Genomic DNA, 23,887 nt, shown 5'->3' on the forward strand with positions numbered 1-23,887 from the left:
GGTGATCTGTTTTCTATATTTTTGTCAGGATATAACTGTATTTATTATCGCCATAAAATAAATTTATACACCAATTTTTCGTTGATGAAAATCATCATAACACCACTTGATTTAATCGTTATAGTTTTGAATTTAAAGGATTTTGTTGTTATTTTTTATGATGTGTAAGAGAGTGTTAAACTAAATTGTGAGTGATAGCACATATCTTTTGTACCTATATTTATTAAAATCTATCTCGCCAAGTGAAAATAACGGGGAGAGAAAAATGGATAATGTTCTTCTACCAAAGACACAACAACTTGTTGTGTTTCAGGAAGTCATTAGAAGTGGCTCTTTCGGTTCTGCGGCAAGGCAACTTGGTCTTACCCAGCCCGCAATCAGTAAAATCATTAACGATATCGAATCCAACTTTGGTATTGAGTTGATGATTCGAAAAAATACTGGTGTGACGCTCACCAGCGCCGGCCAGGTGTTGCTCAACTACTCAGAATCCATCACCCGTGAAATGACCAATATGGTCAACGAGATGAACAGCCTAAGTTGCAGCAGCGTGGTCGATGTCTCATTCGGCTATCCATCGCTTATCGGTTTCACCTTCCTCCCTGAAATGATCAAAACGTTCAAAGAGGTGTTTCCGGCAGCCCAGGTGACGATGTTTGAAAACCAGCTCTCTTCCCTCCTGCCTGCGCTGCGCGATGGTCGTCTGGATTTTGCCATTGGGACCCTGAACGATGAAATGCAGCTTCAGGATTTACAGGTTGAGCTGCTTTTTGAGTCTGAATTTGTGGTCGTCGCTTCAAAATCACGAACGTGTACGTCAACGCTATCCCTCGAATCGCTCTCAAACGAGCAGTGGGTTTTACCGCAGACGGACATGGGCTACTACAAAGAATTACTCAACACCCTTCATCTTCACCACATCAATACTGAAAACATCGTCAAAACCGACTCGGTCGTCACTATCTATAACCTGGTATTAAACGCGGGCTTTTTAACCGTCATCCCGAAAGATATGATTGCGCCCTTCGGTTCAGACCAATTTATTATGCTGCCGGTTGAAGATTATTTGCCAGTTGCACGCTACGCAGCAATTTGGTCAAAAAATTACCGCATCAAAAAATCGGCCTCAGTGCTGGTTGATCTTGCGAAGAAATACTCTTCACGAAATGAGGCTGTTGCGGTGAATTAAATAATGCTGCTACTAAATTTAAAAGAAACCCAGAGAGACTTATTACTCTGACACTTTATTATTGTCTAAAATCAGAAGGCTATTCTGATAAGAGGATATAATGCATATTACATACGACCTGCCTGTTACTCTTGATGATATTAAAACCGCAAAAAAAAGACTTGCCGGTAAAATTTATAAAACCGGGATGCCGCGTTCAAACTATCTCAGTGAAAAATGCAAAGGTGAGATATTCCTCAAATTTGAAAATATGCAGCGTACGGGTTCGTTTAAGATCCGCGGTGCCTTCAATAAATTAAGCGCTCTGTCTGATGCTGAACGTCGTAAAGGGGTAGTGGCGTGTTCGGCGGGTAATCACGCGCAGGGCGTTTCTCTCTCCTGTGCCATGCTGGGCATTGATGGCAAAGTTGTGATGCCGAAAGGGGCGCCAAAGTCTAAAGTCGCAGCGACACAGGATTACTCGGCAGAGGTGATTCTGCACGGTGATAACTTCAACGATACCATCGCTAAAGTCAGCGAAATCGTTGAGATGGAAGGGCGTATTTTCATTCCGCCATACGATGATGCACTCGTCATCGCGGGGCAAGGAACTATTGGCCTGGAAATCCTTGAAGATCTTTATGATGTGGATAACGTGATTGTGCCGATTGGCGGCGGCGGACTGATTGCCGGGATTGCGACGGCGATAAAATCCATCAACCCAACGATTAAAATCATCGGCGTACAGTCTGAGAATGTCCATGGTATGGCCGCGTCATTCTACGCGGGCGACATTACTAATCATCGCACCAGCGCCACGCTGGCGGACGGCTGTGATGTTGCTCGTCCGGGTAATTTAACTTTCGAGATTGTTCGTCAGTTAGTCGACGATATTGTACTGGTCACTGAAGATGAAATTCGCAACAGTATGATTGCATTGATTCAGCGTAATAAAATCATCACTGAAGGTGCGGGGGCACTGGCATGTGCGGCATTATTAAGTGGCAAGCTTGATGATTATATTCAGGGGCGGAAAACAGTAAGTATTATTTCTGGCGGGAATATTGATCTTTCACGCGTTTCTCAAATTACTGGGTTTGTTGCAGCTTAAATTATTTCTCTGACTATTACAGGCAGCATTTAAAAGATACACGCTTAGTGTAGGGCTGCCTGTCGTTTTAAAATAACGAAAAAATTAATCAAAGGATATGTTATGAGTACAACAGAAAGTATTAATGTTAGTCCGGCAAAAGAGTCCTCCTGGCGCAAATCAGATACCACGTGGACATTAGGATTATTTGGTACGGCAATTGGTGCTGGGGTTTTATTCTTCCCTATTCGCGCCGGTTATGGCGGCCTTATCCCGATACTGTTAATGCTGGTGCTGGCTTATCCTATCGCGTTTTATTGCCACCGGGCCCTGGCGCGCCTGTGTCTGTCTGGTTCAAACCCTTCCGGCAACATCACCGAAACGGTTGAAGAGCACTTTGGTAAAATGGGGGGCGTAGTCATCACGTTCCTCTACTTCTTCGCTATTTGTCCGTTGCTGTGGATTTACGGTGTAACCATTACCAACACCTTTATGACCTTCTGGGAAAACCAGCTGCAAATGCCTGCGTTGAATCGAGGGCTGGTGGCGATGTTCCTGCTGTTGTTGATGGCGTTCGTTATCTATTTCGGTAAAGACCTGATGGTTAAGGTGATGAGCTTCCTGGTCTTCCCGTTTATCGCAAGCCTGGTGTTAATTTCTCTGTCGCTAATCCCTTACTGGAACTCAGCTGTTATCAGTCAGGTGAATCTGAGTGAAATCTCGCTGGTCGGCCACGACGGTATCCTGATCACCGTATGGTTGGGGATTTCCATTATGGTGTTCTCCTTTAACTTTTCGCCGATTGTCTCCTCGTTTGTGGTCTCAAAACGTGAAGAGTATGAAGGCGAGTTTGGCCGTGAGTTTACCGAGCAGAAATGTTCAAAAATTATCTCTCGCGCCAGTATGTTGATGGTAGCGGTGGTGATGTTCTTTGCCTTTAGCTGCCTGTTTACCCTCTCTCCACAAAATATGGCCGAAGCTAAGGCACAGAATATTCCGGTGCTGTCTTATCTGGCGAACCACTTCTCTTCGATGACGGGTGAGAAATCGACCTTTGCTACCACGCTGGAATATGGGGCTTCTATTATTGCGCTGGTCGCTATCTTCAAATCTTTCTTTGGTCACTATCTGGGAACGCTGGAAGGCTTAAATGGCCTGGTGCTGAAGTTCGGTTACAAAGGCGACAAAACGAAGGTCACTACCGGTAAGCTCAATATCATCAGCATGATTTTCATCATGGGCTCAACCTGGGTTGTGGCCTACGCCAACCCGAATATCCTTGACCTGATTGAAGCGATGGGCGCGCCGATTATTGCTTCCCTGCTTTGTCTGCTGCCAATGTTTGCTATCCGCAAAGTCCCGGCACTGGCGAAATATCGTGGCAAGCTGGATAACGTCTTCGTTACCGCCATTGGCCTGCTAACCATTCTGAATATCGTTTATAAGTTATTTTAATTACCTTGCTCAGGATGAGTGGAGTTTTATATGAATGAATTTCCGGTTGTATTGGTTATTAATAGTGGTTCGTCATCTATTAAATTCTCCGTGTTGGATGTTGATACTCACGATGTATTACTGGCATGTATCGCGGAAGGTATTAATACAGAACATGCTGGATTATCTATCAACGGTGGCGAGGTATCCGCACTATCCCAACCGACTTATGAAGTGGCATTAAAAGCCATTTCATTGGAACTGGAAAAGCGTGATTTGATGGACAGTGTGGCCTTAATTGGCCACCGCATCGCGCACGGTGGGGATATATTTACCCAGTCGGTGGTGATAACGGATTCGGTCATTGAGAGCATCCGTAAGATTTCGCCACTGGCACCGCTGCATAACTACGCCAACCTGAGCGGTATCGAGTCTGCAAGGCAACTGTTCCCGTGTGTCCCACAGGTGGCGGTCTTTGATACCAGCTTCCATCAGACGCTGCCACCAGAGGCTTATCTCTATGGGTTACCGTGGAAATATACCGAAGAACTGGGTGTACGCCGTTACGGTTTCCACGGCACGTCACACCGTTACGTCTCCCGCCAGGCCTATGAATTACTGGGCCTTACGCAGCAGGACTCTGGGTTAGTGATTGCTCACTTAGGTAACGGTGCATCCATTTGCGCGGTGCATAACGGCAAGAGCGTGGATACCTCAATGGGGATGACGCCGCTGGAAGGCCTGATGATGGGTACGCGCTGTGGCGATGTGGATTTTGGTGCCATGGCATGGATTGCCAGCCAGACCCAGCAAACCATGAGCGACCTTGAGCGCGTGGTCAATAAGGAGTCCGGTTTATTAGGTATCTCAGGCCTGTCATCTGATTTACGGACGCTGGAAAAGGCCTGGCACGAAGGACATGAGCGTGCGCAGTTGGCGATTAAAACCTTTGTCCATCGTATTGCCCGCCATATCGCCGGGCACGCGGCTTCCCTGACGCGTCTGGATGGCATTATTTTCACCGGCGGCATTGGCGAAAATTCGGTGCTAATTCGTCAACTGGTCATTGAGCATTTAAAGGTATTGGGTATTGAGCTGGATGCCCAGATGAATAAACAACCTAATTCCCACGGTGAACGGATCATTTCTGACAAACATTCACGGGTACTGTGTGCTGTTATTCCCACGAATGAAGAGAAAATGATTGCGCTGGATGCTATCCGTTTAGGGAACATGAATACGGTTGCGGAATACGCCTGACCTAATCACTTTTATTATTAAGAGAAGAGTTTTCATGAAGGTAAATATCGATATTAACGATATGCATTTTGCCGATGCATGGCGTGGTTTTAACGGTAGCGAATGGCAGCAAGAAATAAATGTTCGCGATTTCATCCAGCGTAACTATACGCCTTATGAAGGGGATGAGTCTTTCCTGGCTGATGCCACGCTTGCCACCACCGCATTGTGGGAAAAAGTACTGGCGGGGATTCGCATTGAAAACGCAACCCATGCGCCGGTGGATTTTGATACCAATATCGCGACCACGATTACCGCACACGATGCCGGATACATCGATAAAGAACACGAAAAAATTGTTGGTCTGCAAACCGATAAGCCGCTGAAGCGCGCGCTGCATCCGTTTGGTGGCATCAATATGATTAAGAGTTCGTTTGACGCCTACGGGCGTGAAATGGATGCTGATTTCGAATATCAGTTTACGGCGCTGCGTAAAACCCATAATCAGGGGGTATTCGACGCTTACTCGCCGGATATGCTGCGCTGTCGTAAATCCGGCGTGCTGACCGGTTTGCCGGACGGTTACGGACGCGGGCGCATCATCGGCGATTATCGTCGTGTTGCCCTCTATGGTATCGGATATCTGGTGCGCGAACGTGAGCTGCAGTTTGCTGATTTACAGTCCAACCTGGAGTGGGGGCAGAATCTGGAGGCCACGCTGCGCCTGCGTGAAGAGCTGTCGGAACAGCGTCGTGCGTTGCTGCAAATGCAGGAGATGGCGGCAAAGTATGGTTGCGACATCTCACGCCCAGCCGTCAGCGCGCAGGAAGCGGTGCAATGGCTCTATTTTGCCTATCTGGCGGCGGTGAAATCACAAAATGGCGGCGCGATGTCGCTGGGACGCACCGCAACGTTCCTCGATATCTATATCGAACGTGATATGAAAGCCGGTCTGTTAACCGAGGAACAGGCGCAGGAACTTATCGATCACTTCATTATGAAGATCCGCATGGTGCGCTTCCTGCGTACGCCTGAATTCGACACGCTCTTCTCCGGCGATCCGATTTGGGCGACGGAAGTGATTGGCGGGATGGGGTTAGACGGCCGCACGCTCGTGAGTAAGAATTCTTTCCGCTATCTGCATACGCTACACACCATGGGGCCAGCCCCTGAGCCAAATCTGACTATCCTGTGGTCGGAAGCTCTCCCGGCTGCTTTTAAACAGTACGCCGCTCAGGTCTCTATCGTCACCTCATCGTTGCAATATGAAAATGACGATTTGATGCGCGCGGATTTCGACAGCGATGACTACGCGATTGCCTGCTGCGTTAGCCCGATGGTTATTGGTAAACAGATGCAGTTCTTCGGTGCACGCGCCAACCTGGCGAAAACGCTGCTGTATGCAATAAACGGCGGGGTGGATGAAAAACTGAAAATCCAGGTGGGGCCGCAAACGGCACCGCTGATGGATGAGGTGCTGAATTACGACACCGTAATGGAAAGTCTGGATCACTTTATGGACTGGCTTGCGGTGCAGTATATCAGTGCGCTAAATGTCATCCACTACATGCATGATAAGTACAGCTACGAAGCCTCGCTGATGGCGCTACACGAGCGGGATGTCCATCGCACGATGGCGTGTGGAATGGCCGGGTTATCAGTCGCTGCAGACTCCCTGTCGGCTATCAAATATGCTCGCGTCAGACCGATCCGTGATGAGAATGGACTGGCGGTAGATTTTGACATCGAAGGGGAGTATCCGCAGTACGGCAACAATGACGAACGTGTAGACAGTATTGCCTGCGCCCTGGTTGAACGCTTTATGAAGAAAATTAAAGTGTTGCCAACTTACCGGCAGGCGGTACCGACCCAGTCGATTCTGACCATTACCTCGAACGTGGTCTACGGCCAAAAAACAGGGAATACCCCAGACGGACGCCGTGCGGGTACACCGTTTGCACCAGGAGCGAACCCAATGCATGGGCGCGACCGTAAAGGCGCCATTGCCTCGCTAACGTCGGTGGCGAAACTGCCGTTTACCTATGCGAAAGACGGGATCTCCTACACCTTCTCTATCGTTCCAGCGGCGCTGGGGAAAGAAGAGACGGTACGTAAAACCAATCTGGTTGGGCTATTGGACGGCTACTTCCACCATGAGCAATCGGTAGAAGGGGGCCAGCATCTTAACGTCAACGTGATGAACCGCGACATGCTGTTGGATGCTATCGCGCACCCGGAAAATTACCCAACCCTGACCATCCGCGTGTCTGGCTATGCCGTGCGCTTTAACGCGCTGACGCCAGAGCAGCAGCAGGATGTTATCTCACGTACTTTCACCCAGGCGATTTGACCGCGGTAGCCCGGGTAAGCGCAAGCGACCCCGGGAATATCACCGTTCTCTACACAGGGGTTCCCGGCGGCGCTGTGCTTGGCCGGGCTACCTTACGGAAGCTCTTCTTTTAAGTTGGATCGAGGTTGCGGATATGATTAGTACATTCGACATGTTCAAAATCGGTGTAGGACCATCAAGTTCACATACCGTCGGGCCGATGAATGCTGGGAAAGCCTTTATTGATGAGCTGAGCGCACAGGGCTTTTTGTCGCGAACCAGCCGTCTGTTGGTCGATCTCTACGGCTCACTGTCTCTCACGGGTAAAGGCCACGCAACTGATGTGGCGGTCATTATGGGATTGGCAGGTAACAGCCCCGATCGTGTTGATATTGATGCTATTCCGGCTTTTATTCGCGCTGTGGAACGCAGCGGACGCCTGTCTGTCGCTCAGGGCGCGGCGGTTGTGCCTTTCTCCGTGAGCGATGACGTTGTTTTCCATGATCAATATCTTCCTCGCCATGAGAATGGGCTGCGTTTTACCGCGTGGGAAGGGGGGAGCACGCTGCTGAGTAAAACCTATTACTCCATTGGCGGTGGTTTTATTGTTGAGGATTCAAAGTTCGGTCAGGAGTTCGAGGTTGAACAGCCGGTTCCCTATCCTTTTCATTCTGCCAGCGAACTGTTAGCACAATGCAAAGAGCACGGTCTGTCAGTGTCGGGCTTAATGATGCAAAACGAATTAGCGCTCCGCAGCCAGGAAGAGATCGATACTCGATTAGCGCGGATCTGGCATGTGATGCAAACGGGGATCGAACGCGGTATGAATACCGAGGGCACGCTTCCTGGCCCGCTGAAAGTCCCGCGTCGTGCGGTGGCTTTGCGTCGGCGATTGGTGTCCAGCGATAGCACCTCCAGCGATCCGATGAACGTTATCGACTGGATCAACATGTTCGCCCTCGCGGTCAGCGAGGAAAATGCGGCGAACGGTCGAGTGGTCACGGCGCCAACGAACGGCGCTTGCGGTATCGTCCCGGCGGTGCTGGCCTATTATGATAAATTCAGGCGCACGGTGAACGGTAACTCCGTGGCGCGTTTTTTACTGACGGCGGGCGCGATTGGCGGTTTGTATAAGCAAAATGCGTCTATTTCCGGTGCCGAAGTGGGCTGTCAGGGTGAAGTGGGTGTGGCGGCTTCTATGGCGGCGGCGGGCCTTGCAGAGCTACTGGGCGGTAGCCCGCAGCAGGTTTGCATGGCGGCGGAAATTGCGATGGAGCACAACCTCGGATTAACCTGCGATCCGGTCGGTGGACAGGTGCAGATCCCCTGCATTGAACGTAATGCGATTAACGCCGTGAAGGCGGTTAATGCGGCGAGAATGGCGATGCAGAGAACCAGCGAAGCCCGGGTTTCACTCGATAAAGTGATTGAGACGATGTATGAAACGGGCAAAGATATGAATGATAAATACCGTGAAACATCGCGCGGTGGGCTGGCGATAAAAGTGCTGTGTAGCTAAGCCATTCAGGCGGCATCGTGGTCAAAAACGGTGCCGCTTAATGGGCCTTAAGCGGCGTGTTCTTCAGCCAGTTGGCTTGCCTGGGCAGCAACGACGATGGCTTCCAGTTCGCTCAGCATCTCTTCAAATCCAAACTCGGCAGACGCCGCTTTAGCGGGTGGTGCAGATTTCACAACCCGTTGCTTTTTATGGCTTCTCTTACTCATTTGCGTTTATCTTCCTGATAATGACTATATCGGTAAATCTATCAGTAAAGCGCGCAACGGGGTATCAGCCACCAGTGTGATATTCGCTTCATCACGAATAAATGCGCCGTCACCACAGGTTAAGGCCTGTTTTTGGGCATCAAAAGTCTGCGCATGTACCGTGCCATGGATCGACTGCAAATAGGCACGCGGCCCGTGCAACGGTAGGGTGACCTGCTCACCTTTATCCAGATCGATATGGTGCAGCCAGACCTGCTGACGCAGTTGCAGACTCCCCTCCTGACCGTCAGGTGAGGCCAGCAGCTGATGTGCGGTGTCGTGCAATTTGATCTTCTGCACGCGTGAATTTTCACGTTCCGGGCAGGCGTCCAGCCAGATTTGAATCCGGGTTAATGACTTGTCTTTACTGAGATTATGCTCGCTGTAGCTCACGCCGGGCTGGGTAGCGATAAGCAATGCCTCACCGGCTTTCACTTTTATATGGTGTCCATCGTTGTCACGATATTCGGCTTCACCTTCTAAAATGAGATTCAGGATATCTACTTTTGGGTAGGTTCTCGGCTGGAAGGCCGCGCCAGGCGCGAGAACTTCTTGATTCAGCACGCGCAGAGAAGCGTAACCCAACAGCTTTGGATCAAAGTAGTGCCCAAAAGAGAAGGTGTAGCGCGCCTGTAACCAACCGAAGTCGGCCTGCCCGCACTGTTTTGCTGTTCTTGTGGTAATCATCTTCTTGACCCTCCTTTACACTAAATCAATGGTAAAGGTATGGACGCTGCATTGTTAGCCAGATATTCTGCCCGGTATGTTCAAATTTCCTGAATGAGAACGCCATGGCTAAAGAGAGAGCACTGACGCTGGAAGCACTACGAGTAATGGACGCCATCGACAGACGCGGCAGTTTTGCCGCCGCCGCTGATGAGCTGGGGCGAGTACCTTCTGCATTAAGTTACACCATGCAAAAGCTGGAAGAAGAGCTGGACGTGGTGTTATTTGACCGTTCAGGTCATCGAACAAAATTCACCAACGTGGGACGTATGCTGCTGGAGCGTGGACGCGTTCTGCTGGAAGCGGCAGACAAGCTGACGACCGATGCTGAAGCGCTGGCGCGCGGTTGGGAAACGCATCTGACGATTGTGGCAGAAGCCCTCATCCCTACGCCGACGCTGTTCCCGCTGGTGGAGAAGCTGGCGACAAAATCCAATACCCAACTGTCGATTATTACAGAAGTGCTGGCGGGAGCCTGGGAACGTTTGGAGCAAGGGCGCGCAGATATCGTGATTGCCCCGGATATGCATTTCCGTTCATCTACCGAGATCAACTCTCGCAAGCTTTATTCGGTGATGAACGTTTACGTTGCCGCGCCGGATCACCCGATCCACCAGGAGGCGGAGCCGCTTTCAGAAGTGACGCGAGTGAAATACCGTGGGGTGGCGATTGCCGATACCGCGCGTGAGCGTCCGGTGCTGACGGTACAGCTGTTGGATAAACAGCCTCGCTTAACGGTGACCTCTATGGAAGAAAAGCGTCAGGCGCTGCTGGCCGGATTAGGGGTCGCGACCATGCCGTATCCGCTTGTTGAAGAGGATATTGCGCAGGGGCGTTTGCGCGTTGTCAGCCCGGAATATACCAGTGAGATCGACATCATCATGGCCTGGCGTCGTGACAGCATGGGCGAAGCCAAATCCTGGTGCTTGCGCGAAATTCAGAAGTTATTGATGGTCAAATAGTCAGTAGGCCTGATAAGCAAAGCGCCATCAGGCACAACGGTGCAGGGATGCCGGATGGCGGCGAAACGCCTTCCCCGGCCTACAACAGGTAGACCGGAGAAGGGGCGGCAGGATCAGGAAAGACGCTTAGGATCCGGCCCGAAACGGTTATCGCCCGGCGTCCCATTCTGGCAGTTGAAAATAATAATGATTATCCAACCCACCACCGGAATGAGCAGCAATAGCAGCCACCACGCGGTGCGGTCGGTGTCATGCAGACGACGGAACTGTACTGCCCACCAGGGCAGGAAAATCAGAATGCCGTAAATCGTGGTGAGGATCCCCTCTCCACCGGCTCGCTGCCAGCCGAGCATTTTGTCCACCACGCTCAGCACAGCCGTCAATATGACGTTCACCAGAATGAACATCCAATACTCTTTGCGACGGGCGCGACCGCCAAACCCAATGTAGTTACGTAGAACGTTGAGATACCAATCCATTTTTTTGCCTCAGTTGATCATTAATCACTTGTTTTTAAAGCGATCAATCTAAGGATAGTCGTGAATGAATTGGTGGTAAATATTGATGGGGTGAATTAATTGGGCATCGCATCAACGATGCCCGGTGCACTTAGCGAAAACGTTCATCGCGTCCGTGGGGTTCATCCAGATCCTGCCACGGCCCGATGGAGATAATGCCTGTCGGATTGATGGTTTTGTGGCTGCGGAAATAGTGGGTGCGAATATGATCAAAGTTAACGGTTTCGGCGATCCCTGGCATCTGATAGATATCCCGCAGGAAACCGTGCAGATTCAGATAATCGCTGATGCGGTGTTTGTCACACTTAAAGTGGGTGACGTAGACCGGGTCGAAGCGGATGAGCGTGGTCCACAAACGAATGTCCGCTTCGGTTAGCCTATCGCCGGTGAGGTAGCGATGCTGACCGAGGATTTTTTCCAACCTATCCAGCGAGCTAAAGACCTTTTCCACCGCTTCATCATAGGCTGCCTGGCTGGTGGCAAAACCGGCCTTATAGACGCCATTATTCACGGTGTCGTAAATCCAGGTATTCAGCTCATCAATTTGTTCGCGCAGCGCAGGTGGATAGTAATCACCGGCTTTCGCGCCCAGCGCGTCAAATGCGGTATTAAACATGCGGATAATTTCCGCAGATTCGTTGCTGACAATGGTTTGATTTTTTTTATCCCACAGTACCGGGACGGTCACGCGGCCTGAATAGCCTGAATCAGCATGCTGGTAAAGCTGATACAGGAATTGATGTTGGTAGAGCGTATCACCGGTTGCAGCCGGGAAGTCGGCGTCAAACGTCCAGCCATTTTCCAGCATTAATGGGTTAACGACGGAAACAGAGATAAAAGGTTCAAGCCCTTTGAGTGTGCGTAGCATTAGGGTTCGGTGCGCCCACGGACAGGCCAGAGAGACGTACAGATGATAACGATCTTTTTCTGCGGCAAAGCCACCGTGGCCGGTTGGGCCGGGTTCACCGTCGGCGGTAAGCCAATGGCGAAAAGCGGAGACCGAACGCTGGAAACGTCCGCCGGTGGATTTGGTGTCATACCAGACGTCTTGCCAGACGCCGTCAACTAATTGTCCCATTTCATCCCCCTTCAGATAGCAAAAGCGAGGAGACATCTCCTCGCTTTTTGTTTACTCAGTATAGTGCGCTTACCACTTTTTATTCAGAACACGGTCGATACTGAATGCGCCTGGACCGGTGATGCCAAGCAGCAGGTAGCCGCCAGCGATAGTCAGGTTTTTCATGAACATCAGAGAGTTCATGCCTTCCGCAAAGTTGCTGTGGAAGAGGAACGCGGTCAACAGGGTAAAGCCTGCGGTGAACAGCGCGGTGGTGCGGGTCAGGAAACCGAACAGAATGGCCAGACCGCCGCCGAACTCAAGCAGGATGGTCAGTGGCAGCAGGAACCCTGGGACGCCCATTGCTTCCATATACTGCTGTGTACCCGCATACCCGGTGATTTTGCCCCAGCCAGCAGTAATAAACAGAATTGGCATCAGAATACGAGCAACCAGGAAACCAACATCTTCTAATTTTTTCATCTTTCTCTCCAGAGAACCTTGCGGGTAGTTAAACCATATTATTGAGCGTTTACACGTCGATAGCGTGTATCTGCTGTCGATGGAGAGAAATATAACCGCCGCGAATAACAATTGTTAGCAAGGAAAACTGTTGAACTTCTTCAAAGAATCTGAGCAACGATGTATGGCAGGGTGATTTTTTCCGATTCGCTACCCAGGTTTTGGCTTTCCCGGTAGTGCACTTACCGGTTTTTGGGATACCCGGCGCAGGCTTTACTTCAATGACGAAATGACGCTGTGGGAGTGATACTAGAAATAGCATCAGAATGATTTTAAAGACTTTTTTAAGTGGGTATTAATGATGGCAGGAATAAAGGGCTTACTGAAGGAATTACCGAAGGCGAGAAGCAGGCAACGCTAAAAATCGCTCAAGCTTTATTGCGTAATGGTATTGCGCTTAATACCGTGTCTCAATCCACGGGGCTTTCCGTTGAGCAGCTCAATGAATTGAGCTGCTAACGAAAGTAGGGCCGTTTAATGCAGTAAGTTTTTAGCCATACGCCATGTGCTCCAGACGCCAAAACCGCGTCGGGCCCATCGAACCAGAAAACGCGGATGGCGTACGGAAACAACGGCCATAGCGCTTGTGGCAACGACTGCCCACGAACGCAGGCTAACGAGCTTGTTCCACCTGCGATCGTAGACTTGTGTGACATCCAGCCAGTCGCGTCGACTGGCGCTCAGGTCGAGACGTTGCTGTTGAATCTGTCGTAGCAGAAACGCCTTACGTGTATCTCGATCGCTTAATGGGGTCATTTCTCGTCGTTCTCCAGCAGAGCACGATCGTTTGCCAGTTCATTGCGCGTATGCAGTAACAGCGTTGAACGGCGCGCACGGCGGATCGTCAATATTCCGCCAATTAACGCCAGCAGTAACAGCGTACCGGTAGTCGCAATCATAACGGGTAAACGATACTGAGGATCGACGGCCCAGATAATCAGCACAAGTAGGCTCATCAAGCCAAAAGCGGTAAACAGCAGGGTAAGCCCTGCCATCAACAGCAGCTGGATAAGGTTTGATTTCTCCTCCTCCAGCTCCACGACGGCCAAACGCAGCCGTGTTTCCACCGTCTGAACCACCAGTGTGACAATGCGTTGACCAATGCCCAGGATGTTTTTTCCTGGGCATTGTGCGTGGTGAGAATCGCTCATACTTAACGGCGAGACAGCAGAACGCCCAGCACCAGGCCGACCGCTGCGCCAATACCGACGCCTGTCCATGGGTTTTCACGCACATAGCCGTCAGCTTTTGCCGCCGCTTCACGGGTTTGTTTTGCCAGAGCTTCACTGGTTTCACCCAGACGATCGCGGCTCTCTTTAAGCGCGCTTTCCGCTTTAATACGCAGTTTGCTCAGCTCTTCTTTGGATTTATCGGTGGAAGTATTCAGGACTTCTTCCAGCGTATCGGACAGGGCTTTAAGTTCTGCGCGCAACTGATCTGATGTTGTATCTTTAGCCATCGTATCTCTCCTGTAAGGGTTTCCACTCAATACGCGCGGGATTCCAGCGCGTTAAGTTCTTTTTGGGCCTCTTTGAGCTTGCGCTCACGTTTAGCCACTTTGTCCGCATCACCGGTTTGTTCTGCTTCTTTCAAATCCTGCTCGCGTTCGCGGATCTCATCTTTCTGATCGGCAATTTTTTCCTGGTGATCGGCACGCAGTTTGCTATCAGTACAGTTAGCTTTCACTTCACTCAGCGCTTTTTTCAGCCCGTCGATACGGTGCTGATTGTTATGTTTTTCGGCATAACCAATTTCACGTTGAATATCCTGCTCTTTTTCCTGACACAGGGAGGTTGCCGCCGCGCTCGCGCTAAGCGAAGCAAGAGTAAGAGCAAAGATGATGCGGTATTTCATGTTTAGGCCTTCCATTGTGCGTAGTACATTCGGCTGTACTTTCCTCAGTGCGTGGATGACAACGTAAGGCCACCACAACACTAAGCATAGTAAGTAAAATACAAAATCACCAAAGTTAGTGAAATTATTCAGATTCCTGGAAGTTTGCTAGCCAAATCGATGTGAGGTATCACGAAGAAGGGACAGCCAACTTGCAGGGTTGTTATTTTCATCCCCAAGCGCGATGACGTAGACGTGCGGTAGGGAGATATCCAGCACGCGCTTCGCTGCTGCGCTTTGTTCGCTGGATTCAAAAGTGATAAGCAGAGCATCATCCTGTGGCGTAATGCTCTTAAAGCGGATGCCATTAGCATCCAGATGGTGTGAGATAGCAAAGCCATCTGGCATGTTAGCCTGGTTCATAGGGCGGATGGCGAGAGTCGATTCCTCGCGTTGCAGCGCCGCCCAAAGCCAGAGCATCAGCATAACGCTCAGGCTGAGTGCAAATCGGCGGCGGAGAATGTGGTTTGGCCCCATTATTATCCTCGATTACCGTACTTTTTCTTCCACACCACGACCAGCGAGCCAACCAGGCCGAATACCAGCAGAACCACCGGTAACAGCATCAGACATGACATCAGGGCGTCTTCATATTTCTGGAAGACCGGCGTTTTACCCAGCAGATAGCCCAGCGTGGTCAAAATCAACACCCACAGCAGTCCGCTCATCCAGTTGAAAAACTGGAAGCGTGCGTTGTTCAAACCAGACAGGCCGGCGATGGTGGGGAGTAGGGTACGAACAAAGGCGATAAAACGCCCGACGAGCAATGCGGAAAGGCCGTGCTTGTGGAATAAATGATGCGCACGCTGATGGTAGTGGGCGGGCAGGTGCGAAAGCCAGTTCTGAACGAGCCGGGTATTGCCTAGCCATTTACCCTGGATATAACTCACCCAGCAGCCGAGACTGGCCGCGACGGTCAGCAGTATGACCGTTTGCGGGAAGCCCATTGCGCCTTTGGCAATCAGCACGCCGACCAACACCAGCAGGCTATCGCCCGGCAGGAAAGCGGCCGGCAGCAGCCCATTCTCAAGGAACAGAATCATAAATAAGACAAAATAGAGCATGCCGATCATGGACGGATTAGCGAGGGTTTCGAAATCCTGGCTCCACAAGGCATTTAAGAGTTGGGTTAGTAGTTCCATTCACGATTCCTGGTACATCGATTAACGTAATGCCTGAACGCGCTGCGATATCTTCTCTGTATTTATTTTAATAGCATCGCGGTAAATACGCGCTGAACAGTCCTTGTTTTGGCGAAATAATTGCAAAACGACAAAATGCATTCGATTGTAACAAAAGGCTCAGATTGTCGTCATAGAAATTGCGATTTGTTGCAGATTGATTTTGCGGCTTAGTGCGGGGAGAGGCTAGGGGATTTACAAAGGCTTACCCATGCTGAATGTCAGGTAAGCCTTAAGATAAGGAAAGCGAACTTACTTGCTGCCGCTAGATGCCGTATCAAGGTGAACGACCGGATTTTCCGCAAACAGATAGCGGTCGGCGTTAAACTCAAAATCATCGCTGGTTTCGTTGAACAGCATCAGCTTGGTGTTTTCCAGATGCTGCCACATGGCGAGTTTGGCCGCATGGGGATCTTTACGAATAAGCGCTTTCAGGATTTGGTCGTGGTCATCACACCAGTTGTCGACGGTACGCGCGTCAATGTGGTCGTGAAGTTTTTTCCAGTACGGGTTATGCACGCGCTGGGTCCACATTTTTTCGACAATAGCGGCGAGCGCCGTATTTTGCGTGGCAAGAGCCACCTGCACGTGGAATTGCAGATCCCATTCAGAATCGCGGAAGCACTTCTCTTTGCGCGCGTTCTCCTGGATCTCCATCAATTTCATGATGTCCTGCTTGGTGACCTGGGTCGCGGCAAATTCCGCGATATTGCTTTCAATTAACTGGCGAGCTTGCAGCAGCTCAAACGGGCCGTAGTTAGCGAACTCCATATTTTCATCTGGTGCCTGATGATGCTTGGCCTGGTTTGAAATGACGTGGATGCCTGAGCCTTTTCGAACCTCAACATACCCTTCGACTTCCAGCATGATAATGGCTTCGCGCACCACCGTACGGCTCACGCCTTTCTCATCGGCAATAAAACGTTCGGCAGGTAACTTATCACCCACAAGGTAAACGCCTTGCTCAATGCGTTCTTTAAGCTCAGCGGCAAGTTGCTGATATAAACGGCGTACGTCGGTGATTTCCATATGCTCTCCAGGCAGGGTACGGCAGATTGAATTTGTTATACCACTTTTACGAGCAGCTAACCATATTTCAGCATGAAAAAAGCCGCCTGTATAAAGGCGGCTTGTGAGGTAAAAAATATCGGTAATGCTTAGTTTTGGGTGGCCTGCTGGGTCGGATGAGGGGTATCCGATTCGTCGTTATCAGCCTGTTTGTTTTGCAGCACGGTCCAGATAACCAATGCCCCTAACAGGTCGAAGATAGCCAACACGGCAAACAGTGGGCTGAAGCCGATGGTATCCGCCAGTGCACCAACCACCAGGGCGAACATGGTACTTGCCATCCATGCTGCCATCCCGGTCAGACCGTTTGCCGTCGCCACTTCATTACGGCCGAAGACGTCAGAAGAGAGCGTAATCAGCGCGCCGGACAGTGACTGGTGAGCAAAGCCGCCAAGGCACAGCAGAGCGATGGCAATATATGGGCTGGTGAACAGACCGATAAGCCCAGGGCCAATCATCAGCAGTGCGCCCATGGTGACCACCATTTTACGGGAAACGATCAGGTTCACGCCAAACCAGCGCTGGAACAGCGGCGGGAGGTAGCCACCCAGTACGCAACCTACGTCAGCGAACAGCATTGGCATCCACGCAAACATAGCGATTTCTTTCAGGTCAAAGCCGTAGACTTTGAACATGAACAGTGGGATCCAGGCGTTGAAGGTCCCCCAGGCAGGTTCTGCCAGGAAGCGCGGCAGGGCGATACCCCAGAAGCGACGAGTCTGAATAATCTGCCATGGCGACATTTTCTTGCCGTTATTGGTCTGGTGCTGTGCTTCCTGACCACCAATAATGTAATCACGCTCTTCATCAGTTAATTTTTTCTGATCGCGAGGGTGTTTGTAGAAGACCAGCCAGCACATTGCCCAGATGAAGCTCAGTACGCCGGAGATGATAAACGCCATCTGCCAGCTGTGCATCACGATTGCCCAGACCACCAACGGTGGTGCAATCATGCCGCCGATTGAAGAACCGACGTTGAAGTAACCTACCGCGATAGAACGTTCTTTAGCCGGGAACCATTCGGAACTGGCTTTCAGACCCGCAGGGATCATTGCCGCTTCTGCTGCACCGACCGCACCACGCGCAATTGCCAGTCCACCCCAGCTGCCTGCCAGCGCGGTCGCACCGCAGAAAACTGCCCAGGCTACGGCGAAGAAGGCATAACCAATTTTGGTACCCAGAACGTCCAGAACGTAGCCCGCGACGGGCTGCATAACGGTGTAAGCTGCGGAGTAAGCAGCGATGATGTACGAATATTGCTGTGTGGAAATGTGCAGCTCTGCCATCAGAGTTGGCGCAGCTGCTGCCACGGTATTACGCGTCAGGTATCCCAGCACGGTGCCCATTGTCACCAGTGCGATCATGTACCAACGTAATCCTTTAATTTTACGCATGTAAACCTCATCGTGTAGTTATCTCTGCGAGTTCCGCAGTCATCATCGGTACCGCTAAATGATGTCTCACCAAGGGGCTTACCAGGGAAGGGGTTCCCGGTACGGCCCGAACTTGCCATTAGTAAGTGTGCTGAATTCGGTATCCGTACCGCTTAATCAGGTGTCTATATCGACCACCGCTAATGCATTCCGTCGTTCTATGTGTTTCGACGGGGAGGGAAGATAACTTGTCATACAACTTTAAAAGGTGAATGCCGTCACAAAAGAGGTATTTACCATAGTGTTTAAGGGGTAGATATTGCAGGCCAGTAACGGCGCGGCTTGTAGCGATTTTTTGCCATTTCCCGTGTCATTTTTTGTCAGTGTTTATTGATCTAACTCACGAAAAAATCTTCGGCTCAATGAAATTGGTGTGATAACTTTGACGGCATTACAGATAAACATCTGACCCACTCGTTGAGAGGAAGACGATATGACCCCGTTTATGACTGAAGATTTCCTGTTAGACACCGAATTTGCTCGCCGTTTGTACCATGACTACGCAAAAGACCAGCCGATTTTCGATTATCACTGCCATTTACCGCCGCAGCAGGTGGCTGAAGATTACCGCTTTAAAAATCTGTATGACATCTGGCTGAAAGGTGACCACTACAAGTGGCGCGCAATGCGTACCAATGGTGTTGCTGAACGCCTGTGTACCGGCGATGCGTCTGACCGCGAGAAGTTTGAAGCGTGGGCAGCGACCGTCCCGCACACTATCGGAAATCCGTTATACCACTGGACTCATCTTGAGCTGCGTCGTCCATTCGGCATCACCGGTAAACTGCTGTCACCGACCACTGCGGGCGAAATCTGGGACGAGTGTAATGAGTTGCTGGCACAAGACCAGTTCTCGGCACGCGGTATCATGAAGCAGATGAACGTGAAAATGGTCGGCACCACTGATGATCCTATCGACTCTCTGGAACATCACGCGTCGGTTGCTAAAGACACCACCTTCGATGTGAAAGTCCTGCCAAGCTGGCGCCCGGATAAAGCCTTCAACATTGAGCAGGCGACCTTCGGCGACTACATGGCGAAACTGGCAGAAGTGTCTGACACCGAAATCCGCCGCTTTACTGACCTGCAGACCGCGCTGACCAAACGTCTGGATCACTTCGCGGCCCACGGTTGTAAAGTGTCTGACCACGCGCTGGACGTGGTGCTGTTCGCGGAGTCTAACGAAGCCGAGCTGGATAGCATCCTGGCGCGCCGTCTGGCTGGCGAAACGCTGAGCGAACACGAAGTTGCCCAGTTTAAAACCGCTGTCCTGGTCTTCCTCGGTGCGGAATATGCTCGCCGCGAATGGGTACAGCAGTACCACATTGGCGCGCTGCGTAATAACAACCAGCGTCAGTTCAAACTGCTGGGCGCGGACGTTGGCTTCGACTCCATCAATGACCGCCCAATGGCGGAAGAGCTGTCTAAGCTCCTGAGCAAGCAGAACGAACAGAACCTGCTGCCAAAAACCATTCTGTACTGTCTGAACCCACGCGATAACGAAGTGCTGGGCACCATGATCGGTAACTTCCAGGGCGAAGGCATGCCTGGCAAGATGCAGTTTGGCTCCGGCTGGTGGTTCAACGACCAGAAAGACGGTATGGAACGTCAGATGACGCAGCTGGCACAACTGGGCCTGCTGAGCCGCTTCGTCGGTATGCTGACCGACAGCCGTAGCTTCCTGTCTTATACCCGTCACGAATACTTCCGCCGTATTCTGTGCCAAATGATTGGCCGTTGGGTTGCTGCGGGCGAAGCGCCTGCTGACATCCAATTGCTGGGTGAGATGGTGAAAAATATTTGCTTTAACAATGCGCGTGACTACTTCGCCATTGAATTGAACTAAGGTCTGGGTGAAGGTATGCAATACATCAAGATCCATGCGCTGGATAACGTCGCGGTAGCGCTCGCTGACTTGGCTGAAGGAACCGAAGTGACTGTGGATGGCCAGGCGGTAACCCTGCGCCAACCGGTGACGCGTGGCCATAAATTTGCTTTACGCGACATTGCGAAGGGCGAAAACGTCATTAAATATGGTTTGCCAATCGGTCACACGCTGGTCGATGTTGCGGCGGGTGAGCATATTCATGCTCACAATACCCGTACTAATCTGAGCGATCTGGACACGTATAGCTACCAACCTGATTTCCAGGCTGACGTCGCTCAACCCGCCGATCGTGATGTGCAGATTTATCGCCGTCCGAACGGCGAGGTTGGGGTACGTAACGAACTGTGGATCCTACCGACCGTGGGCTGCGTCAACGCGATGGCGCGTCAAATGCAAACGCGTTTTCTTAAAGAGAGTAATGACGCGGAAGATATCGACGGCGTGCATCTCTTTAGCCACACCTATGGCTGTTCGCAGTTAGGCGATGACCACATCAACACTCGCACCATGCTGCAAAACATGGTGCGTCACCCGAACGCGGGTGCAGTGCTGGTGGTCGGCCTGGGCTGTGAAAACAACCAAATTGATGCTTTCCGCGAGACGTTAGGGGCGTTCGATCCTGACCGCGTTCACTTCATGGTCTGCCAACACCAGGAAGACGAAGTGGAAGCGGGGATCGAACATCTCCGTCAGCTTTATAGCGTGATGCGTAACGACAAGCGCGAGCCGGGTAAACTGAGCGAGCTGAAGTTTGGCCTGGAATGCGGCGGCTCTGACGGCCTGTCCGGCATTACCGCCAACCCAATGCTGGGGCGTTTCTCTGACTACGTGATTGCCAACGGCGGAACGACCGTGCTGACTGAAGTACCGGAAATGTTCGGTGCCGAACAGTTACTGATGGATCACTGTCGCGACGAAGAAACCTTCGGCAAGCTGGTGACCATGGTTAATGACTTTAAGCAGTACTTCATTGCCCACAACCAGCCGATTTACGAGAATCCATCGCCGGGTAACAAAGCTGGCGGCATCACGACGCTGGAAGATAAATCCCTCGGTTGTACGCAAAAAGCGGGCTCCAGCCAGGTGGTTGATGTCTTGCGCTACGGTGAACGCCTGAAAACGCACGGTCTCAACCTGCTTAGCGCACCGGGGAACGATGCGATTGCGACCAGCGCACTGGCCGGTGCGGGCTGCCATATGGTGCTGTTCAGTACCGGTCGCGGTACCCCTTACGGTGGATTTGTGCCAACGGTGAAAATCGCCACCAACAGCGAGCTGGCAGCGAAGAAAAAGCACTGGATCGACTTCGACGCGGGTCAATTGATTCATGGGAAAGCGATGCCGCAGTTACTCAACGAATTTGTCGACACGATTGTTGATTTCGCCAACGGCAAGCAGACCTGCAATGAGCGTAACGATTTCCGCGAACTGGCACTCTTTAAGAGCGGCGTCACGTTGTAATAAAAAGATTGTCTGATACGATAAAACGGCGTTTCAAATACTGAAGCGCCGTTTTTTTATGGCTTCGTTTTCCAGGGATTCTTCATGACTGCGTATTGGCTTGCCCAGGGCGTAGGTATCATTGCTTTTGTGATTGGTATCACTACCTTTATTAACCGCGATGAACGCCGCTTTAAGTTTCAGTTGGCGATTTACAGCGGTGTCATTGGCCTACATTTTTTCCTGATGGGGGCGATCCCCGCAGGCGCCAGCGCCGAGCTTAACGTTATTCGAACGATTATCTCGGTTTACACCCGCCGCCTGTGGGTGATGTTCTTATTCATCGCGCTGACGTTGATTATCGGTATCGGAAAACTCCAGCACGCTATGGAGATCCTGCCGGTGATTGGCACGGTGGCCAGCACCTGGGCGCTGTTTCGCTGTAAAGGACTCTCGGTACGCTGCGTGATGTGGTGTTCCACCGCCTGCTGGGTGATTCATAACTTCTGGCTGGGTTCGATTGGCGGCACGCTGATTGAAGGCAGCTTCCTCGTCATGAACGGCCTGAACATCATTCGTTTCTGGCGCATGCAGCGTAAAGGTATTGACCCGTTTAAGGTTGAGAAGAAAGTACAGAGTGAAGGCTGACGGTAGCCCGGCTTCGGAGTAAATGCCTCGTCCGGGCTACCAGTAGGTGTAGGCCGGATAAGGCGAAGCCGCCATCCGGCAATGTGCGCGCTAATGCCTGATGGCGCGAAGCTTATCAGGCCTACTCGATTAACTGCGCAGCGCGCTTTTGGCCAAGCGTGCATCCTCTGCCTGACAAACGGCAGCGGTAAACATCACGTCGGTTGATGAGTTAATGGCGGTTTCACAGGAGTCCTGCAACACGCCAATAATAAAGCCGACGGCAACGACCTGCATGGCAATCTCATTGGGAATACCAAACATATTGCACGCCAATGGAATCAGCAGTAATGAGCCTCCCGCCACCCCTGAGGCACCGCAGGCACAAAGCGAGGCCACGACGCTTAACAGCAATGCGGTTGGCAGATCGATAGCAATACCCAGCGTATGAACCGCCGCTAAGGTGAGAACCGTGATGGTAATCGCTGCGCCCGCCATATTGACCGTTGCCCCCAGCGGAATGGACACCGAATAGGTATCGCGATCCAGATTCAGCTTCTCGCAAAGCGACATGTTGACCGGAATATTGGCCGCTGAACTGCGGGTAAAGAAGGCGGTGACGCCGCTTTCGCGCAGACACATCAGCACCAGCGGATACGGATTGCGGCGAATCTGCAAATACACCAGCAGTGGGTTAATCACCAGCGCTACAACGGCCATGCAGCCAATCAACACCAGCAGAATTTGCGCATAGCCCCACAGCGCCGAGAAACCGGTAGTGGCAAGCGTAGAAGAGACCAGGCCGAAAATACCGACCGGGGCAAAGCGAATCACCACTTTCACAATAAAGGTGACGGCGTTGGACAGATCGTTGACCAGATTTTTAGTGGTCTCGTTGCTGTGACGCAATGCAAAGCCCAAACCTACCGCCCACACCAGGATCCCAATGTAATTGGCGTTGATCAAGGCGTGGATCGGGTTAGCAACAATACTCATTAATAACCCGTGCATCACCTCCACTATACCGGTAGGTGGCGTGATATCAGTGGCACCGGTGGTGAGTTGCAGCGTGGAAGGGAAGATAAAGCTCACCACAACGGCGGTCAGCGCGGCGGCAAAAGTACCGAAAAGATAGAGCCACAGAATGGGGCGAATATTGGTTTTCTGGCCCTGCTGATGGTTGGCAATCGAGGCCATCACCAGCGTCAATACCAGTACTGGAGCAACGGCTTTCAGCGCGCCAACAAATAGCGTTCCGAGCAGGCCGGTGGCGATAGCGGCAGGTTTAGAAACCAGCGCCAGCAAAATACCGAGAACTAATCCAACCAGGATCTGTTTGACCAGACTGCCCTTAGTTAGCATGCGCATAAAGCCAGATGATGCGGGTTGTTGTGTCATCATTGCATTCCTTAAGATGATGAGTTGTGTCTTTCCAGCGACGTATTATTTGTTACGTTTATGTCTGGATGTAAAAAAATGTTTGCTCGATCGAGTATAAGGAAAGTCTTCGGTTGGGGAAGTACAAAATGCTGGAATTTACGCCATGCG

General features: G+C 51.2%; 25 protein-coding genes. 11 read left to right on the forward strand and 14 right to left on the reverse strand.

What is annotated here, in order from left to right; all coding sequences use genetic code 11:
- Positions 1-265 precede the first annotated feature (265 nt).
- From tdcA to tdcG, 6 genes are all read left to right on the forward strand, one after another.
- Positions 266-1,189, forward strand: coding sequence for a transcriptional regulator TdcA (tdcA, locus tag U0026_RS03205; RefSeq protein ID WP_062774267.1), 924 nt, complete (start codon positions 266-268; stop codon positions 1,187-1,189).
- Positions 1,190-1,289: 100 nt separating this feature from the next.
- Complete coding sequence (tdcB, locus tag U0026_RS03210; RefSeq protein ID WP_062774268.1) at positions 1,290-2,279, forward strand: bifunctional threonine ammonia-lyase/L-serine ammonia-lyase TdcB; 990 nt, start codon at positions 1,290-1,292, stop codon at positions 2,277-2,279.
- A 102-nt stretch (positions 2,280-2,381) separates the two neighbouring features.
- On the forward strand, positions 2,382-3,713 hold the full coding sequence (tdcC, locus tag U0026_RS03215; protein ID WP_062774269.1) for a threonine/serine transporter TdcC: 1,332 nt from the start codon (positions 2,382-2,384) through the stop codon (positions 3,711-3,713).
- Positions 3,714-3,743: 30 nt separating this feature from the next.
- The gene (tdcD, locus tag U0026_RS03220) at positions 3,744-4,952 is read left to right on the forward strand and encodes a propionate kinase (protein ID WP_062774270.1); all 1,209 of its coding nucleotides are present in this window, start codon (positions 3,744-3,746) and stop codon (positions 4,950-4,952) included.
- Positions 4,953-4,986: 34 nt separating this feature from the next.
- The gene (gene pflB / locus U0026_RS03225) at positions 4,987-7,281 is read left to right on the forward strand and encodes a formate C-acetyltransferase (RefSeq protein ID WP_062774271.1); all 2,295 of its coding nucleotides are present in this window, start codon (positions 4,987-4,989) and stop codon (positions 7,279-7,281) included.
- Positions 7,282-7,414: 133 nt separating this feature from the next.
- Complete coding sequence (tdcG, locus tag U0026_RS03230) at positions 7,415-8,779, forward strand: L-serine ammonia-lyase (protein ID WP_062774272.1); 1,365 nt, start codon at positions 7,415-7,417, stop codon at positions 8,777-8,779.
- 47 nt (positions 8,780-8,826) lie between these two features.
- Here tdcG and U0026_RS03235 read toward each other — a convergent pair whose 3' ends face one another.
- Positions 8,827-8,985, reverse strand: a complete 159-nt coding sequence (locus tag U0026_RS03235) for a hypothetical protein (protein WP_164717427.1) — start codon at positions 8,983-8,985, stop codon at positions 8,827-8,829.
- A 24-nt stretch (positions 8,986-9,009) separates the two neighbouring features.
- On the reverse strand, positions 9,010-9,711 hold the full coding sequence (locus U0026_RS03240; RefSeq protein WP_062774273.1) for a pirin family protein: 702 nt from the start codon (positions 9,709-9,711) through the stop codon (positions 9,010-9,012).
- Positions 9,712-9,815: 104 nt separating this feature from the next.
- Between U0026_RS03240 and U0026_RS03245 the strand changes: the two genes are divergently transcribed.
- Positions 9,816-10,712, forward strand: a complete 897-nt coding sequence (locus U0026_RS03245; protein ID WP_062774274.1) for a LysR family transcriptional regulator — start codon at positions 9,816-9,818, stop codon at positions 10,710-10,712.
- A gap of 113 nt (positions 10,713-10,825) precedes the next feature.
- On the opposite strand, the gene U0026_RS03250 is transcribed toward U0026_RS03245, so the two are convergent.
- The 3 genes from U0026_RS03250 to U0026_RS03260 form a co-directional block, all read right to left on the reverse strand.
- Positions 10,826-11,191 (reverse strand): DUF805 domain-containing protein, encoded by a 366-nt coding sequence (locus tag U0026_RS03250; protein ID WP_062774275.1) that lies wholly within the window; start codon positions 11,189-11,191, stop codon positions 10,826-10,828.
- A gap of 130 nt (positions 11,192-11,321) precedes the next feature.
- A complete protein-coding gene (locus tag U0026_RS03255; protein ID WP_062774276.1) occupies positions 11,322-12,308 on the reverse strand; it encodes a glutathione S-transferase family protein in 987 nt (328 codons plus the stop codon).
- Positions 12,309-12,377: 69 nt separating this feature from the next.
- Positions 12,378-12,770, reverse strand: coding sequence for a DoxX family protein (locus U0026_RS03260; protein ID WP_062774307.1), 393 nt, complete (start codon positions 12,768-12,770; stop codon positions 12,378-12,380).
- A gap of 327 nt (positions 12,771-13,097) precedes the next feature.
- On the opposite strand from U0026_RS03260, the gene U0026_RS03265 reads away from it, so the two are divergent.
- The gene (locus tag U0026_RS03265; RefSeq protein ID WP_156484207.1) at positions 13,098-13,268 is read left to right on the forward strand and encodes a hypothetical protein; all 171 of its coding nucleotides are present in this window, start codon (positions 13,098-13,100) and stop codon (positions 13,266-13,268) included.
- Between the two features lie 15 nt (positions 13,269-13,283).
- Here U0026_RS03265 and U0026_RS03270 read toward each other — a convergent pair whose 3' ends face one another.
- The 8 genes from U0026_RS03270 to U0026_RS03305 form a co-directional block, all read right to left on the reverse strand.
- The gene (locus tag U0026_RS03270; RefSeq protein WP_062774309.1) at positions 13,284-13,565 is read right to left on the reverse strand and encodes a YqjK-like family protein; all 282 of its coding nucleotides are present in this window, start codon (positions 13,563-13,565) and stop codon (positions 13,284-13,286) included.
- Positions 13,562-13,960, reverse strand: coding sequence for a phage holin family protein (locus tag U0026_RS03275; protein WP_062774311.1), 399 nt, complete (start codon positions 13,958-13,960; stop codon positions 13,562-13,564). The genes U0026_RS03270 and U0026_RS03275 overlap by 4 nt, the downstream gene beginning before the upstream one ends.
- A gap of 2 nt (positions 13,961-13,962) precedes the next feature.
- Positions 13,963-14,268 carry an ElaB/YgaM/YqjD family protein gene (locus tag U0026_RS03280; RefSeq protein WP_062774313.1) on the reverse strand — a complete coding sequence of 102 codons (306 nt, stop codon included), beginning with the start codon at positions 14,266-14,268 and terminating at the stop codon, positions 13,963-13,965.
- A 26-nt stretch (positions 14,269-14,294) separates the two neighbouring features.
- Entirely contained in the window at positions 14,295-14,663 is a 369-nt protein-coding gene (locus tag U0026_RS03285) for a DUF1090 domain-containing protein (RefSeq protein ID WP_062774364.1), read from the reverse strand.
- 147 nt (positions 14,664-14,810) lie between these two features.
- The gene (gene mzrA / locus U0026_RS03290) at positions 14,811-15,179 is read right to left on the reverse strand and encodes an EnvZ/OmpR regulon moderator MzrA (protein WP_062774315.1); all 369 of its coding nucleotides are present in this window, start codon (positions 15,177-15,179) and stop codon (positions 14,811-14,813) included.
- A 2-nt stretch (positions 15,180-15,181) separates the two neighbouring features.
- Positions 15,182-15,844: a DedA family general envelope maintenance protein YqjA gene (gene yqjA / locus U0026_RS03295; protein ID WP_062774317.1), complete on the reverse strand. Its 663-nt coding sequence runs from the start codon at positions 15,842-15,844 to the stop codon at positions 15,182-15,184.
- A 291-nt stretch (positions 15,845-16,135) separates the two neighbouring features.
- Positions 16,136-16,912, reverse strand: a complete 777-nt coding sequence (gene exuR, locus U0026_RS03300) for a transcriptional regulator ExuR (RefSeq protein WP_062774319.1) — start codon at positions 16,910-16,912, stop codon at positions 16,136-16,138.
- Between the two features lie 128 nt (positions 16,913-17,040).
- On the reverse strand, positions 17,041-18,345 hold the full coding sequence (locus U0026_RS03305) for an MFS transporter (protein WP_062774322.1): 1,305 nt from the start codon (positions 18,343-18,345) through the stop codon (positions 17,041-17,043).
- Positions 18,346-18,817: 472 nt separating this feature from the next.
- Between U0026_RS03305 and uxaC the strand changes: the two genes are divergently transcribed.
- From uxaC to U0026_RS03320, 3 genes are all read left to right on the forward strand, one after another.
- Entirely contained in the window at positions 18,818-20,230 is a 1,413-nt protein-coding gene (uxaC, locus tag U0026_RS03310; protein WP_062774324.1) for a glucuronate isomerase, read from the forward strand.
- A 15-nt stretch (positions 20,231-20,245) separates the two neighbouring features.
- On the forward strand, positions 20,246-21,733 hold the full coding sequence (locus U0026_RS03315) for a UxaA family hydrolase (protein ID WP_062774326.1): 1,488 nt from the start codon (positions 20,246-20,248) through the stop codon (positions 21,731-21,733).
- An 84-nt stretch (positions 21,734-21,817) separates the two neighbouring features.
- Positions 21,818-22,360 (forward strand): YgjV family protein, encoded by a 543-nt coding sequence (locus U0026_RS03320; RefSeq protein WP_062774328.1) that lies wholly within the window; start codon positions 21,818-21,820, stop codon positions 22,358-22,360.
- Positions 22,361-22,489: 129 nt separating this feature from the next.
- Here the strand turns inward: U0026_RS03320 and sstT are convergent, their stop codons facing one another.
- Positions 22,490-23,740 (reverse strand): serine/threonine transporter SstT, encoded by a 1,251-nt coding sequence (gene sstT, locus U0026_RS03325; RefSeq protein ID WP_062774330.1) that lies wholly within the window; start codon positions 23,738-23,740, stop codon positions 22,490-22,492.
- Between the last annotated feature and the right edge of the window lie 147 nt (positions 23,741-23,887).

It is taken from the genome of Kluyvera intermedia (assembly GCF_034424175.1).
Classification (GTDB): Bacteria; Pseudomonadota; Gammaproteobacteria; order Enterobacterales; family Enterobacteriaceae; genus Kluyvera; species Kluyvera intermedia.

What these genes read in the sequence shown, in the direction of transcription:
- U0026_RS03280 (WP_062774313.1), bottom strand. Translation starts at nt 14,268, where the DNA reads ATGGCTAAAGATACAACATCAGATCAGTTGCGCGCAGAACTTAAAGCC.
- U0026_RS03235 (WP_164717427.1), bottom strand. Translation starts at nt 8,985, where the DNA reads ATGAGTAAGAGAAGCCATAAAAAGCAACGGGTTGTGAAATCTGCACCA.
- yqjA (WP_062774317.1), bottom strand. Translation starts at nt 15,844, where the DNA reads ATGGAACTACTAACCCAACTCTTAAATGCCTTGTGGAGCCAGGATTTC.
- sstT (WP_062774330.1), bottom strand. Translation starts at nt 23,740, where the DNA reads ATGATGACACAACAACCCGCATCATCTGGCTTTATGCGCATGCTAACT.
- U0026_RS03320 (WP_062774328.1), top strand. Translation starts at nt 21,818, where the DNA reads ATGACTGCGTATTGGCTTGCCCAGGGCGTAGGTATCATTGCTTTTGTG.
- tdcB (WP_062774268.1), top strand. Translation starts at nt 1,290, where the DNA reads ATGCATATTACATACGACCTGCCTGTTACTCTTGATGATATTAAAACC.
- uxaC (WP_062774324.1), top strand. Translation starts at nt 18,818, where the DNA reads ATGACCCCGTTTATGACTGAAGATTTCCTGTTAGACACCGAATTTGCT.
- exuR (WP_062774319.1), bottom strand. Translation starts at nt 16,912, where the DNA reads ATGGAAATCACCGACGTACGCCGTTTATATCAGCAACTTGCCGCTGAG.
- tdcD (WP_062774270.1), top strand. Translation starts at nt 3,744, where the DNA reads ATGAATGAATTTCCGGTTGTATTGGTTATTAATAGTGGTTCGTCATCT.
- U0026_RS03275 (WP_062774311.1), bottom strand. Translation starts at nt 13,960, where the DNA reads ATGAGCGATTCTCACCACGCACAATGCCCAGGAAAAAACATCCTGGGC.
- tdcA (WP_062774267.1), top strand. Translation starts at nt 266, where the DNA reads ATGGATAATGTTCTTCTACCAAAGACACAACAACTTGTTGTGTTTCAG.
- U0026_RS03315 (WP_062774326.1), top strand. Translation starts at nt 20,246, where the DNA reads ATGCAATACATCAAGATCCATGCGCTGGATAACGTCGCGGTAGCGCTC.
- U0026_RS03285 (WP_062774364.1), bottom strand. Translation starts at nt 14,663, where the DNA reads ATGAAATACCGCATCATCTTTGCTCTTACTCTTGCTTCGCTTAGCGCG.
- U0026_RS03260 (WP_062774307.1), bottom strand. Translation starts at nt 12,770, where the DNA reads ATGAAAAAATTAGAAGATGTTGGTTTCCTGGTTGCTCGTATTCTGATG.
- U0026_RS03245 (WP_062774274.1), top strand. Translation starts at nt 9,816, where the DNA reads ATGGCTAAAGAGAGAGCACTGACGCTGGAAGCACTACGAGTAATGGAC.
- tdcC (WP_062774269.1), top strand. Translation starts at nt 2,382, where the DNA reads ATGAGTACAACAGAAAGTATTAATGTTAGTCCGGCAAAAGAGTCCTCC.
- U0026_RS03240 (WP_062774273.1), bottom strand. Translation starts at nt 9,711, where the DNA reads ATGATTACCACAAGAACAGCAAAACAGTGCGGGCAGGCCGACTTCGGT.
- mzrA (WP_062774315.1), bottom strand. Translation starts at nt 15,179, where the DNA reads ATGGGGCCAAACCACATTCTCCGCCGCCGATTTGCACTCAGCCTGAGC.
- tdcG (WP_062774272.1), top strand. Translation starts at nt 7,415, where the DNA reads ATGATTAGTACATTCGACATGTTCAAAATCGGTGTAGGACCATCAAGT.
- U0026_RS03270 (WP_062774309.1), bottom strand. Translation starts at nt 13,565, where the DNA reads ATGACCCCATTAAGCGATCGAGATACACGTAAGGCGTTTCTGCTACGA.
- U0026_RS03305 (WP_062774322.1), bottom strand. Translation starts at nt 18,345, where the DNA reads ATGCGTAAAATTAAAGGATTACGTTGGTACATGATCGCACTGGTGACA.
- U0026_RS03250 (WP_062774275.1), bottom strand. Translation starts at nt 11,191, where the DNA reads ATGGATTGGTATCTCAACGTTCTACGTAACTACATTGGGTTTGGCGGT.
- U0026_RS03255 (WP_062774276.1), bottom strand. Translation starts at nt 12,308, where the DNA reads ATGGGACAATTAGTTGACGGCGTCTGGCAAGACGTCTGGTATGACACC.
- pflB (WP_062774271.1), top strand. Translation starts at nt 4,987, where the DNA reads ATGAAGGTAAATATCGATATTAACGATATGCATTTTGCCGATGCATGG.